Consider the following 12,503-nt stretch of genomic DNA (forward strand, 5'->3'; position numbering starts at 1 on the left):
CCCCGGCCCGACCGCGGCGGGACCGCCGCGGTCCGGGCCACCTCATGGGCGGCGACCAGCTCCCGGCCGCGCGCGAGGACGTCCGCGGGCAGCCGTACGCCGCCCGCGGCCAGGGACACCAGGTCGACGCGGGCACCCAGTTCGGCCGCGCACTCCGCCAGCCGGTCGCGGTCCCCGGCGGACCGCATGTCGACCAGGGCGACGACGACATAGCGGCCGCGCGGGAAGCGCGCGTGCAGCGCCCGGAGGGTGTTCAGGACCGTGCGCCCGGTGGAGAACTCGTCGTCGACGAGCACCAACGGGCCACCGCCGGCGAGGAGTTCGCGGTCCTCGGGGAGCAGCAGGTGGGAGGTCGCATGGCTGTGCTCCTCCTCGAAGCCGCCCACCCGGTCGACGCCCGGCACCGGCCGCCGGGTGGAGTGCAGATACGGTGCCGCGCCCAGCCCGTCGGCGACCGAGTGCCCCAGTCCGGTGGCGGTCTCGGCGTATCCCAGGACGACGGAGCGGGCGGCGGCCTCGTCCCCGAGCAGCGCGCGCACCCGGCGCCCGAGTCCGACGCCGGCACCGTGGACCACGTCCGGGCGCTGCGGGACGTGCTTGCCGAGCACGTTCGACACGAGGAGATGGGCCCGTTTGGGGTTGCGGCGCAGCGCCAGCCCGAGCAGTTCGGGCAGCTCGTCCGAGCCGCTCAGCGCGACCCCGAGCCGCCCCGCGACCCACTCCCCCGTCCACACCGCGCGTGCCGTCTCCTCCTCGGTGCCGTACGTACCCTTCGTGCCGCTCATGCCGTTCCCGCCATCCTTGCTGTTCCTGCTGTTCCTGCTGTTCCTGCTGGCCTGTTGTTCCTGCCGGCCTGTTGTTCCCGCTGTTCCTGCCGGCCTGCCGTCCCCGCCGTTCCCTCGCCGCTGCCGTCCCCGCCCCGTCCGCCGCGCCTCAGGCCGGCGGCAGGCTCGCGGTCAGCAGCTCCACGAACCCGACGTCCTCCCGTGCCACGCCGAACGCCTCGGCACGCAGCAGGGTCCGCTCGGCCCAGGCGCGGTGCGGCTTCACCTCGTTCATCTTGTTCGTGTAGGCGGAGCGCAGGACCCCGCCGTCGCCCCGCTCAGGCCGCAGGATGTCGCCGGCGTCGCTGTACTCCTCGTGGCTGACGACCGAGAGGGCGTGCACGGGGGCGACGTGCGAGGGGTGGATGCAGGTCTTGCCCTCCAGTCCGTTCGCCCGGTCGAGCTCGATCTCGCGCAGCAGCCCGTCCATGTCGTGCTCGATCAGCGCGTTGCGCAGCTCCTCGGCCTCCCCCACGAACGGGGTGCGGCGCAGCTGCGGCTTGAACATCCGCTGGTGCAGCCGGAAGTACTCCCACACCGGGCCGGTGACCGTGAAACCGCTGCCGTCCACACGGCCGAGGACGTTCACCACGTCGGCGATCACGGAGGCGACGATCTGCACGTCGTACGCCGTCATGTCGGGCGCCCGGCGCAGCCCGTAGGCGGAGCAGAAGTCCGTGACGCCGAGCCGCAGGGCGAGCACCCGGTCCCGGTGGGCGCCGACGGCCCTGGCGATGCCCCGGAGCGTCGCGGCGCGGCTCTCCAGGTGCAGCAGCTGCGGGGATTCGAGCACCGGCATCGCGAACAGCCGCCGCCCGCAGGCGGATTCGGCGGCGGCCAGTTCCTCCAGGAAGGGCGCGCCCCGCTCCTCGGTGAATTTCGGAAGGACAAAACCGGACAGCCTGCGCACGCCGGGCCCCAACCGCCGTACCAGGTCCCGTATTTGGCCCGGTGCGCGGACGCGGATGAACAGCAGCGGCAGGTCCTCGCCCGCCTCGGCCGCCGCGTCGAGCAGTCCGAGCTGCCGGACGAGGTTCTCCTCGCCGGCCGCCACGTCCGCGTCCCCTATGGAGTCTTCGAGGCACAGCACCATGGACACGACCCCGCGCCCGGCCTGCTTGAGGACGTCGGCGGCGAGCCGCGGGCGGGTGGCGGGGCTGTAGAGCGTGGCACCGAGGGCGGCCGCGAGCGTACGGGCCGGGGAATCGGCGGTGAACTCCACCGGTTCCTCGTGGAACAGAGCCTTCCGGATGTCCGGCGCAAGATGCCCGAAGTGACGCATACAACTCCCCGCATACCAGCGGGACCCGGGCACCCCCGTGACGTCTCGCTGTCTGGATCCAGCCGGTAATCGTACGTGTGTGGGGGTGTCGAAAGTTCCCGCCGCAACGAAATTCCGGTGACCCGGACCCGGCGTCCAGGTGTACGAGCGCGCAGCTCCGGCGCGCGGGCCGGGCCCCCGCGTTGTCGCTGCGACGTGTGGGAAGGCAGGATTGCCGCATGACGCACGCGATGCTGAAAGGGTCGAACGTACCCCTCGACGCCACGGCGGTACGGGCCGTCCTGCGCTGGACCCCCGGTGCCGACGTCCCCGACGTCGACGCCTCGGCCCTGCTCGTGGGACCGGAAGGACGCGTGCGCTCGGACGAGGACTTCGTCTTCTACAACCAGCCGAGGCACCCCAGCGGCCTGGTCCGGCACCTGCCCAAGTCCCGGCTCGGCGACCACCTCACCGACAGCATCGAGGCGGACCTCGCTCCGCTCGACCCGGCGGTGGACCGGGTCGTGCTCACCGCGTCGTCGGACGGTGGCGCCTTCGCGGACGTACCGGATCTGCGTGTTCTGCTGTACGACGCGGCGACGGAGGGCGCCGAACCGGTCGCGGTCTTCGACGTAGTGCCCGACACGGGCGAGGAGACGGCGCTGATCTGCGGGGAGCTCTACCGGCGCGGCGACGGCTGGAAGTTCCGCGCGCTGGGGCAGGGGTACGAGAGCGGGCTGGTCGGCCTGGCGACGGAGTTCGGGATCTCGGTCGACGAGAACGATCCGCCCGCCGGCCGCACGGACCCGCCGGCCGCGGCGGAACCGTCCCCGGCCCCGCCCGACGAAGTCCCCACGGCGGCCGTCGAGCGGCCCGCCCCCGGCACGCCGGCGCCACAGGTCCCCGGACCGGCCACCCCCACCTCCCCGCCGCCCAGCGCCTGGCCCGAAGAGGCCGTCGCGCCGTCGTCCCCGGGGGGCCCGCCGGCGTATCCGGCGGCCGGCCCGGAAGCCGTCACCCAGCACGTGCCGGACCGGATGCCGGAGCCGTTCTCGGCCGCCCCGCTGCCCCCGGCCCCCGCGGCACCGCCGTCCACCGCCGGCTACGGCTACCCGCAGCACGTTCCGCCGCCGCCGGCGCAGCCCCCCGCCTACGGCTACCCGGGCCCGCCGCCGCAGCAGCCCCCGTACGCGCCCCAGCAGCCGCCCGCGTACGGCTACCCGCAGCACATGCCGCCGCACCTGCAACCGCCGCAGCCCGCCCCGACATACGGCTATCCCGTGCAGCAGCCGCAGCCGTTCGCCCCCGACCCGTCGTTCGTGCTGCCGCCCCAGGGGCCGCAGTTCCAGCGTCGCTAGGGCAGGCCCCGGCGGCCGGCCCCGGCGGTCAGGCCCCGGCGGCCGGCCCCGGCGGTCAGGCCCCGGCGGCCGGCCCCGGCGGTCAGGCCCCGGCGGCCGGCCGCGGCGGTCAGGCCATGACGGTCAGACCTTGGACTTGTAGCCGCGGCCCCACTGGAGCCCCCAGCCGTACATCCGGTCGAGCTCCGCCTGGAAGCCGTAGACGTACTTCACCTCGCGGCGCACCGTCAGGCCGTCCTTGCCGTTCTCCAGCATGAAGATGGCGCAGGAACGGGCCTGCGGCGCCCGCTCGTCCAGCTTGACCTCGACCCGCGGTCCGGTGCTCGGGTAGAGCGTCACGACCGCGTGCGTACGGTCGAAGGCCGGGGTCCCGTCGTAGATGTAGACGAAGATCAGCAGCCGCTTGATCTCGTCGCGGTGGTCGAGGTTGACATACAGCGTCTCGCCGGACCCCGAACCGAACCGGTCGTCGCCGCTGAGCTGGACGAACGGCGGGCCGTTGAGGTCGCCGAGGAAGTCCCCCAGCGGCTGCACCACGCCCTTGGTGCCGTCGGTGAGCTCGTACATGCAGGCCAGGTCCAGGTCGACGTTGACCACGGCCGGCCCCTGCGCCTGCACGACCTCGGGCTTGAACAGCCGCCCCGGATTCCGCAGCAGGCTTCCGGTGCGCTGCCCGCCCCGCTCCATCAGGTCCGAGGTCCGCATCTGCCAGCTCAGGTTGACCCGCAGATGCCCGTTGGCCGCCCCCTGCTTGGTCAGCGAGACGACCGGATGACGCTTCGTCAGCTCGACGACGTACGACGCTCCGCCGCCGTCGAACGCGGGCGCGTTGCCGCGCCGCCAGTTCCCCAGGAACGACATCTTTCCCACCCCCTTGTCGGGCCCCACATCACCACGGGGCGGCCGGAGGGTTCGTACCCATGGCCGCCCCGCAGAAAGCGTTCCTCAATCAGCCGTCCGTCACACTCCGGACGTCACTTCCGACTTCGCCGACGACTCCTGCCCTGGCCTGCCCTCGCGCCGGTTGCGCAGCACGGACGAACCGAAGGACAGGGCGATCAGCACGACGCCGACCAGGCCGGTGACGACCTCGTTGATCTCGTACTTGATCGTGACGAGCAGGATGACGCCCAGCGCGCCGATCGCGTAGTGGGCGCCGTGCTCCAGGTAGACGTAGTCGTCCAGGGTGCCCTTGCGGACGAGGAAGACGGTCAGCGACCGGATGTACATCGCACCGATGCCGAGACCCAGCGCCATCGCGAAGATGTCGTTGGTGATCGCGAACGCGCCGATGACACCGTCGAAGGAGAAGGACGCGTCGATGACCTCCAGGTAGAGGAACATGAAGAACGCGGCCTTGCCGGCCAGGCCCACGGCCGAGCCGCCCCGCTTCCGCACCGGAGCCGCGTCCGCGCCCGTCCCGCCGTCCCGGGCACCCTCAGCGCCTCGGACCTCGTCGGCCGCTCCGTCCGCGCCGTCTTCGTCGTCTTCGTCGTCCTCCAGCCGGCCCTCGAAGTACCCCGAGATACCGCCGACGACGAGGTAGGTCACCAGACCGCCGATACCGGACAGCAGGACCGTGGTGGTCTTGTCGCCGCCGCCGTGCGCCACGTTGGTGGCCACCGTCAGGGCACTCACCAGCAGGGCGGCCAGCGCGACGATGATGGAGAGGGTGTCGAGCTTGCCGATCCGGGCGAGCGGCTTCTCGATCCACCCCAGCCACTTGTAGTCCCGCTCCTCGAAAATGAAGTCGAGGAAGATCATCAGCAGGAAGATGCCGCCGAACGCCGCGATGGCCGGGTGGGCGCTGGTGACCAGTTGCTCGTAATGCGCCTTGTCGTTGATCGCGAGCTTGACCGCCTCGATCGGCCCCAGTTTCGCGGTGATCGCGACGATGACGACCGGGAAGACCAGCCGCATGCCGAACACCGCGACGAGAATGCCGACGGTCAGAAAGATCTTCTGCCAGAAGGCGTTCATCTTGCGCAGGATTCCCGCGTTGATGACGGCGTTGTCGAACGAGAGCGAGATCTCCAGGATGGACAGGATCCCGACGATCGCGAGCCCCTGCCACCCCCAGAGGACACCGGCCAGGCCGAGGCCGAGCACCGTGATGGCGAACGACCAGCCAAAGGTTTTCAGGAGCACTGCCTACCCAATCCTTCGCTGTATGGGTCCCCCGCGCGCGGTGCGCGGCGCTTTACGAAACGTTGACCCCGAAGTCTAGAGCGATGCCCCGCAGACCGGATGCGTACCCCTGCCCCACGGCCCGGAACTTCCATTCGCCGCTGTAGCGGTACACCTCGCCGAAGATCATCGCCGTCTCGCTGGAGGCGTCCTCGCTGAGGTCGTAACGGGCGAGTTCGCCGCCGTCGGCCTGATTGACGATCCGGATATAGGCGTTGCCGACCTGGCCGAAGCTCTGGCCGCGCAGATCGGCCTCATGGATCGAGACCGGAAAGACGATCTTGTCGACCTGCTCCGGCACCAGTGTGAGATCGACGAGGACCGTCTCGTCGTCGCCCTCACCCTCACCGGTGAGGTTGTCGCCCGTGTGCTCGACCGAACCCTCAGGGCTCTTGAGGTTGTTGTAGAAGACGAAGTACTCGTCCGCCAGGACCCGGCCCTCCCGGCACAGCAGCGCGCTGGCGTCGAGGTCGAACGGCGCTCCCGTGGTGGACCTCGCGTCCCAGCCGAGCCCGACGGAGATCCGTGTGAGATTCGGCGCGGCCTTGGACAGGGAGACGTTGCCCCCCTTGGCGAGTGTGACGCCCATCGTGTTCGCTTCCTCCCCTGTGTCGGTGGGGGACGCGGCTCGCGCCCCCTGAAGCGCGTCCGGCGCCGCACTCCCCGCTGCGGGGTGTACGGCGCCGGACGCGGTGCGGCCGTCGGTCAGACGTTGACGCCGAAGTCCTGCGCGATGCCGCGCAGCCCCGAGGCGTAGCCCTGGCCGATGGCGCGGAACTTCCACTCCGCGCCGTTGCGGTAGAGCTCGCCGAAGACCATGGCGGTCTCGGTCGAGGCGTCCTCGCTCAGGTCGTAGCGCGCCAGCTCCTTGCCGTCGGACTGGTTGACCACGCGGATGTAGGCGTTGCGGACCTGGCCGAAGCTCTGCTGACGGGTCTCGGCGTCGTAGATCGACACCGGGAACACGATCTTGTTGACGTCGGCCGGGACCCCGGCGAGGTTCACCTTGATGGCCTCGTCGTCGCCCTCGCCCTCACCGGTGGTGTTGTCACCGGTGTGCTCGACCGAACCGCAGGGGCTCTTCAGGTTGTTGAAGAACACGAAGTTCTGGTCGCTGGCGACCTTGCCCTGGTCATTCGTCAGCAGGGCGCTGGCGTCAAGATCGAAGTCCGTACCGGTGGTGGTACGCGCGTCCCAGCCCAGACCGACGAGCACGGCGGTCAGATTGGGGGCTTCCTTCGTCAGCGAGACGTTGCCGCCCTTGCTGAGGCTGACTCCCACGAGTCCTCCCATAGATTCGAGGGGTACGTCATGAATGTGCGCCCCCATCGTGCATGGCATCGGATCAACGAATTGATCCTAGTGACGGGTTCCCACCGAATGCGGAAACCGCGCGCGGATCCCGAAGGATGTCCGCCCGGTGGGCCGTGGGGCGCCCGGCGCGTGCGGCGCTCGGCGACTAGAGGGCTTCGAGGGCCTTGACGTAGTCGTTCAGGTCGCGGGCGTCGGGCAGGCCGTTGACGACCGTCCAGCGCACCACGCCCTCCTTGTCGATGATGAACGTGCCGCGCACCGCGCAGCCCTTGTCCTCGTCGAAGACGCCGTACGCCCGCGACGCCTCGCCGTGCGGCCAGAAGTCCGACAGGAGCGGGTACTCCAGCCCCTCCTGCTCGGCGAAGACGCGCAGCGAGAACGGGGAGTCGTTGGAGACGGCCAGCAGCTGGACGTCGTCGTTGGCGAACTTCGGCAGCTCGTCGCGGAGCGCGCACAGCTCACCGGTGCACACACCGGTGAAGGCGAAGGGGTAGAAGAGCAGGACGACGGCCTTCTCGCCGCGGAAGTCGGAGAGCCTGACCAGTTCGCCGTGCTGGTTCCTGAGCTCGAATTCCGGAGCCTTCGTGCCGACCTCGATCGCCATGGGTGCATCCCTTCCGCATCACTCTCAACTTGACGCGACCAACCCTACGCGCCGGCCCGAACGCCCGGAGAACCCGGCCTGAACAGGGCCGAGCCCCCTCCGGAACAGGCCGGAGGGGGCTCGGCGCACAGCGTCGAGGGGAGCGCTCAGCGCTTGCCCGACGACTTGGGGGTGACCAGGCGGCTGCCGGTCCAGTCCTTGCCCGCGTTGATGCTCCGGGTCTGGGACAGCCCCGCGGTCTGGGCCGCTTCGTTGATGTCGCTCGGCTCGATGTAGCCGTCGCGGCCGGTCTTGGGTGTCAGCAGCCAGATCTGGCCGCCCTCGTCGATCAGACCGATGGCGTCCACCAGCGCGTCCGTGAGGTCGCCGTCCTCGTCCCGGAACCAGAGGAGGACGACGTCGGCCACGTCGTCGTAATCCTCGTCCTGGAGCTCCTGGCCGGTGACGGCCTCAATGCCTTCTCGGAGCTCCTGCTCGACGTCATCGTCGTAGCCGATCTCCTGGACCACCTGTCCGGGCTCGAACCCCAGCCTGGCGGCAGGGTTGGTCCGCTCCTCCGCGTGGTCCGCGGTCGCGCTCACGGATTGCCTCCTGTCATGTTTCGGAAATGCTCGGGAGACCCCGCGCGTGCGCGGGGCATTGGGCGTAGTCCACACGGGCCGGGCGGATCGCGCAAGTACCCGGCGGTCGAGACCGCCTAAACGGTGACGATCCGAAGGCACCGCGCGGCCTTCGCCACTCCACCAGGACACCACGAAGTGATTCACACCACAGCACCGGGGCGGGTATATGGGGTAGGCGGGCACGAATGGCCCCGTCGAGTGACGAGGGAGCCCCCCGGACCCGCTTTCGAGCGCCGGACGGCCGTACGTCAAGGGCTTTCGACATGGGCGTATGGTTGCGATTTGGCCGACCTGAGAATCGGCCTTTTCAGCGCCATCTCTCAGCGGGTGGTTACCCATCGGTAGAGGTGACGTATCCCAGTGACTCGGTACACGATGGAAGACGGCGCGACACAAGGCAGAGACAGCATTCGTCCCCGTGCACAGCAGCAATGGCAAGCCGAGCACGATACGAACCGAACACTAAGGAACAGCGTGGCTTCCGGATCCGATCGAAACCCGATCATCATTGGCGGCCTTCCCAGCCAGGTCCCGGACTTCGATCCCGAAGAGACCCAGGAATGGCTCGACTCGCTCGACGCGGCCGTTGACGAGCGAGGCCGGGAACGTGCCCGCTACCTGATGCTCCGCCTGATCGAGCGCGCCCGCGAGAAGCGTGTGGCCGTGCCCGAGATGCGCAGCACGGACTACGTCAACACCATCGCGACCAAGGACGAGCCGTTCTTCCCGGGCAACGAGGAGATCGAGCGCAGGGTCCTCAACGCGACCCGGTGGAACGCTGCCGTCATGGTCTCCCGCGCCCAGCGCCCGGGCATCGGCGTCGGCGGCCACATCGCCACGTTCGCCTCCTCCGCTTCCCTCTACGACGTGGGCTTCAACCACTTCTTCCGGGGCAAGGACGAGGGCGACGGCGGCGACCAGATCTTCTTCCAGGGCCACGCCTCGCCCGGTGTCTATGCCCGCGCCTTCCTGCTGGACCGACTGTCCGAAGCGCAGCTGGACGCCTTCCGACAGGAGAAGTCCAAGGCCCCCAACGGGCTGTCCAGCTACCCGCACCCGCGGCTGATGCCGGACTTCTGGGAGTTCCCGACCGTCTCCATGGGCCTGGGCCCGCTCGGCGCGATCTACCAGGCCCGCATGAACCGCTACATGGAGGCGCGCGGTATCGCCGACACCTCCAAGTCGCACGTCTGGGCCTACCTCGGCGACGGCGAGATGGACGAGCCCGAGTCGCTCGGCCAGCTGTCCATCGCCGCCCGTGAGGGCCTGGACAACCTGACCTTCGTCGTCAACTGCAACCTCCAGCGCCTGGACGGCCCGGTCCGCGGCAACGGCAAGATCATGCAGGAGCTGGAGTCGCAGTTCCGCGGCGCCGGCTGGAACGTCATCAAGCTGGTCTGGGACCGCAGCTGGGACCCGCTGCTCGCGCAGGACCGCGACGGCATCCTGGTCAACAAGCTCAACAGCACCCCCGACGGCCAGTTCCAGACGTACGCCACCGAGACCGGCGCGTACATCCGCGAGCACTTCTTCGGGGACGACCACCGCCTGCGCGCGATGGTCGCGAACATGACCGACGACCAGATCCTCCACCTGGGCCGCGGCGGTCACGACCACAAGAAGATCTACGCGGCGTACGCGGCGGCCAAGGCCCACAAGGGCCAGCCGACGGTGATCCTCGCGCAGACGGTCAAGGGCTGGACGCTCGGCCCGAACTTCGAGGGCCGCAACGCGACCCACCAGATGAAGAAGCTGACCGTCGAGGACCTCAAGGGCTTCCGCGACCGGCTGCACCTGCCGATCCCGGACAAGGACCTGGAGGACGGCCTGCCGCCGTACTACCACCCGGGCCGCAACTCCGAAGAGATCCAGTACATGCACGACCGCCGCAAGTCGCTGGGCGGCTACGTGCCCACCCGTCTCGTGCGCGCCAAGCCGCTGGAGCTGCCCGGCGACAAGGCGTACGCCACCGCCAAGAAGGGCTCGGGCCAGCAGAAGATCGCCACGACCATGGCGTTCGTCCGCATCCTGAAGGACCTGATGCGGGACAAGGAGATCGGCAAGCGCTTCGTGCCGATCGCCCCGGACGAGTACCGCACGTTCGGCATGGACGCGTTCTTCCCGTCCGCCAAGATCTACAACCCGCTGGGCCAGACCTACGAGTCGGTGGACCGCGAACTGCTGCTGGCCTACAAGGAGTCGCCGACCGGCCAGATGCTGCACGACGGCATCACCGAGGCCGGCTGCACCGCCTCCCTGATCGCGGCGGGCTCCGCCTACGCCACGCACGGCGAGCCGCTGATCCCGGTCTACGTCTTCTACTCGATGTTCGGGTTCCAGCGCACCGGCGACCAGTTCTGGCAGATGGCCGACCAGCTCTCGCGCGGCTTCGTGCTCGGCGCGACCGCCGGCCGTACGACGCTCACCGGCGAGGGCCTCCAGCACGCCGACGGCCACTCCCAGCTGCTGGCCTCGACCAACCCGGCCTGTGTCGCCTACGACCCGGCCTACGGCTACGAGATCGCGCACATCGTCAGGGACGGTCTGCGGCGGATGTACGGCGAGAACTCCGAGGACGTCTTCTACTACCTGACCGTCTACAACGAGCCGATCCAGCACCCGGCGGAGCCGGCCGACGTCGACGTCGAGGGCATCCTCAAGGGCCTCTACCGCGTCAAGTCCGGTGAGAAGGGCGAGCACGCGGCCCAGATCCTCGCCTCCGGCGTGGCGGTCCCGTGGGCCGTCGAGGCCCAGCGGATCCTCGCGGACGAGTGGAACGTCAAGGCCGACGTCTGGTCGGCGACCTCCTGGAACGAGCTGCGCCGCGACGCGGTGGCGGTCGAGGAGCACAACCTGCTGCACCCGGAGGAGGAGCAGCGCGTCCCGTACGTGACGCAGAAGCTCCAGGGCGCCGAGGGCCCGAAGGTCGCGGTGTCGGACTGGATGCGTTCCGTCCCGGACCAGATCGCGCGCTGGGTCCCGGGCACGTACCAGTCCCTGGGCGCCGACGGGTTCGGCTTCGCGGACACCCGCGGTGCGGCCCGCCGCTTCTTCCACATCGACGCGCAGTCGATCGTCCTGGGTGTGCTCACCGAGCTCGCCAAGGAGGGCAAGGTGGACCGCTCGCTGCTGAAGCAGGCGATCGACCGCTACCAGCTCCTGGACGTCACGGCCGCCGACGCGGGGGAGGCGGGCGGCGACGCCTGACCCCTGTGCGGCCTGCCGCCGCACCGTCTCCGCCGCGCCCCCCGGCCAGCGCTCAGCGCCGGCCGGGGGGCGCGGTGCGTGCACCGCGGACGCCCGGATCACTGCTCCCATAGCTTGAACGCCCTTACCTGGTACGGCGCCTTGGGCACCCAGCTGCCGCCGCCCGGGTACGTGTCGAACTCGCCGGTCTCGGCGCACTCGGCGCTCTGGTAGGTGGTGACCGGGCGGCCGGTGCGGTTGGCGAACGCGGCGGCGGTGACCCCCTTGGGCAGGGAGACGCAGCTCTCGATCTCGGTGTCGGACAGCTCGTAGGTCTGCCGCCTGCCTCCGAAGTCCGCCTTCGGCCAGAGGCACAGCTGGCCGGCCGAGCAGTCGCCGGACGCGGCGGGGTGCCCGCCGGCGTGCGCGGCGCCGGCGGCGTGCGCTGCCGGGGCGCCGAGAGCGGCCGGGGCGACCAGCACCGCGGCCAGCGCGGCCAGGCCGGTGACCAGCGCGGTGGTGTGGAACGTGTCGAACAGACGGATACGCATAGGAGCCTCTCCCCCGTGACGTGGCCGTGGCGACCCGCGGAGCGGGGGTGGGCCACGGCATGGGTGTCCGCGGCGGGCGGGTGCCCGCGGCGGGTTCGTTTTCGAGCCTGGCGCCGCCGCGGCGCGATCGCCAAGGCCCGAACGGCAGCTCCACCCGCATCAGGTATGTGGATAACCGCGCGGTGCCCCGCCGCCGCGGTGGTACGCGCGGTTGACGTGCGGCGGGGTCGCGGAGACCGACCGCGGAAACCGTTCCTCCCGTGCGCCGCACGGCAGTTGGGCGTGCCCGCTGCCCAGGAGGAGGCACCGCGGGCCGGCGGTTCCCGGATCGGGTCATCCGGATGAGGGATTCGGCGGTCCGGGCGGAAGCCAACTCGCCCTTGGCGTACGGCGCGTGGCGGCGAACGGCGGGCGAGCGGGACGGGTTGACGACCGGCGGGCAGATCGACGACCGGCGGGCGGTGGGCGGGTGCCCGCGGCTGCGCACGGCCGGCACGGCACCCCGCGCCCCTCACGGCGGCCGGCACCCTGGCGCGCGCAAGGCGACGGCGGGGGGGGGGGGGGGGGGGGGGGGGGGGGGGGGGGGGGGGGGGGG

General features: G+C 70.5%; 11 protein-coding genes. 2 read left to right on the top strand and 9 right to left on the bottom strand.

What is annotated here, in order from left to right; all coding sequences use genetic code 11:
- Together ACO1BR_RS08235 and ACO1BR_RS08240 are read right to left on the bottom strand one after the other, a co-directional pair.
- On the bottom strand, positions 1 to 785 hold a 785-nt coding region (locus ACO1BR_RS08235; protein ID WP_426794364.1), incomplete at its 3' end, for a phosphoribosyltransferase domain-containing protein.
- A 148-nt stretch (positions 786 to 933) separates the two neighbouring features.
- Positions 934 to 2,106, bottom strand: a complete 1,173-nt coding sequence (locus ACO1BR_RS08240; protein WP_426794365.1) for an HpcH/HpaI aldolase/citrate lyase family protein — start codon at positions 2,104 to 2,106, stop codon at positions 934 to 936.
- Between the two features lie 218 nt (positions 2,107 to 2,324).
- Here ACO1BR_RS08240 and ACO1BR_RS08245 point away from each other — a divergent pair, with 218 nt between their 5' ends.
- Positions 2,325 to 3,443 carry a TerD family protein gene (locus ACO1BR_RS08245; RefSeq protein ID WP_426794366.1) on the top strand — a complete coding sequence of 373 codons (1,119 nt, stop codon included), beginning with the start codon at positions 2,325 to 2,327 and terminating at the stop codon, positions 3,441 to 3,443.
- A 123-nt stretch (positions 3,444 to 3,566) separates the two neighbouring features.
- Here the strand turns inward: ACO1BR_RS08245 and ACO1BR_RS08250 are convergent, their stop codons facing one another.
- From ACO1BR_RS08250 to ACO1BR_RS08275, 6 genes are all read right to left on the bottom strand, one after another.
- On the bottom strand, positions 3,567 to 4,304 hold the full coding sequence (locus ACO1BR_RS08250; protein ID WP_426794367.1) for a TerD family protein: 738 nt from the start codon (positions 4,302 to 4,304) through the stop codon (positions 3,567 to 3,569).
- A gap of 99 nt (positions 4,305 to 4,403) precedes the next feature.
- Positions 4,404 to 5,591, bottom strand: coding sequence for a DUF475 domain-containing protein (locus ACO1BR_RS08255; RefSeq protein WP_426794368.1), 1,188 nt, complete (start codon positions 5,589 to 5,591; stop codon positions 4,404 to 4,406).
- Positions 5,592 to 5,643: 52 nt separating this feature from the next.
- Positions 5,644 to 6,219, bottom strand: coding sequence for a TerD family protein (locus ACO1BR_RS08260; RefSeq protein WP_426794369.1), 576 nt, complete (start codon positions 6,217 to 6,219; stop codon positions 5,644 to 5,646).
- Positions 6,220 to 6,335: 116 nt separating this feature from the next.
- Complete coding sequence (locus ACO1BR_RS08265; protein WP_159503953.1) at positions 6,336 to 6,911, bottom strand: TerD family protein; 576 nt, start codon at positions 6,909 to 6,911, stop codon at positions 6,336 to 6,338.
- Between the two features lie 178 nt (positions 6,912 to 7,089).
- Entirely contained in the window at positions 7,090 to 7,548 is a 459-nt protein-coding gene (locus ACO1BR_RS08270; protein ID WP_159503952.1) for a peroxiredoxin, read from the bottom strand.
- 146 nt (positions 7,549 to 7,694) lie between these two features.
- Positions 7,695 to 8,129, bottom strand: coding sequence for a DUF3052 domain-containing protein (locus ACO1BR_RS08275; RefSeq protein WP_426794370.1), 435 nt, complete (start codon positions 8,127 to 8,129; stop codon positions 7,695 to 7,697).
- 516 nt (positions 8,130 to 8,645) lie between these two features.
- Here ACO1BR_RS08275 and aceE point away from each other — a divergent pair.
- Entirely contained in the window at positions 8,646 to 11,378 is a 2,733-nt protein-coding gene (aceE, locus tag ACO1BR_RS08280; RefSeq protein WP_426794371.1) for a pyruvate dehydrogenase (acetyl-transferring), homodimeric type, read from the top strand.
- 98 nt (positions 11,379 to 11,476) lie between these two features.
- Here aceE and ACO1BR_RS08285 read toward each other — a convergent pair whose 3' ends face one another.
- Entirely contained in the window at positions 11,477 to 11,908 is a 432-nt protein-coding gene (locus ACO1BR_RS08285) for a peptidase inhibitor family I36 protein (protein ID WP_426794372.1), read from the bottom strand.
- Positions 11,909 to 12,503 lie beyond the last annotated feature (595 nt).

The sequence above is a fragment of the Streptomyces sp. YGL11-2 genome, assembly GCF_050054615.1.
Taxonomy (GTDB): domain Bacteria; phylum Actinomycetota; class Actinomycetes; order Streptomycetales; family Streptomycetaceae; genus Streptomyces.

Bases quoted from the DNA above. Each gene is read 5' to 3' on its own strand.
- ACO1BR_RS08285 (WP_426794372.1), bottom strand. From the start codon at position 11,908: ATGCGTATCCGTCTGTTCGACACGTTCCACACCACCGCGCTGGTCACC.
- ACO1BR_RS08250 (WP_426794367.1), bottom strand. From the start codon at position 4,304: ATGTCGTTCCTGGGGAACTGGCGGCGCGGCAACGCGCCCGCGTTCGAC.
- ACO1BR_RS08260 (WP_426794369.1), bottom strand. From the start codon at position 6,219: ATGGGCGTCACACTCGCCAAGGGGGGCAACGTCTCCCTGTCCAAGGCC.
- ACO1BR_RS08240 (WP_426794365.1), bottom strand. From the start codon at position 2,106: ATGCGTCACTTCGGGCATCTTGCGCCGGACATCCGGAAGGCTCTGTTC.
- ACO1BR_RS08270 (WP_159503952.1), bottom strand. From the start codon at position 7,548: ATGGCGATCGAGGTCGGCACGAAGGCTCCGGAATTCGAGCTCAGGAAC.
- ACO1BR_RS08245 (WP_426794366.1), top strand. From the start codon at position 2,325: ATGACGCACGCGATGCTGAAAGGGTCGAACGTACCCCTCGACGCCACG.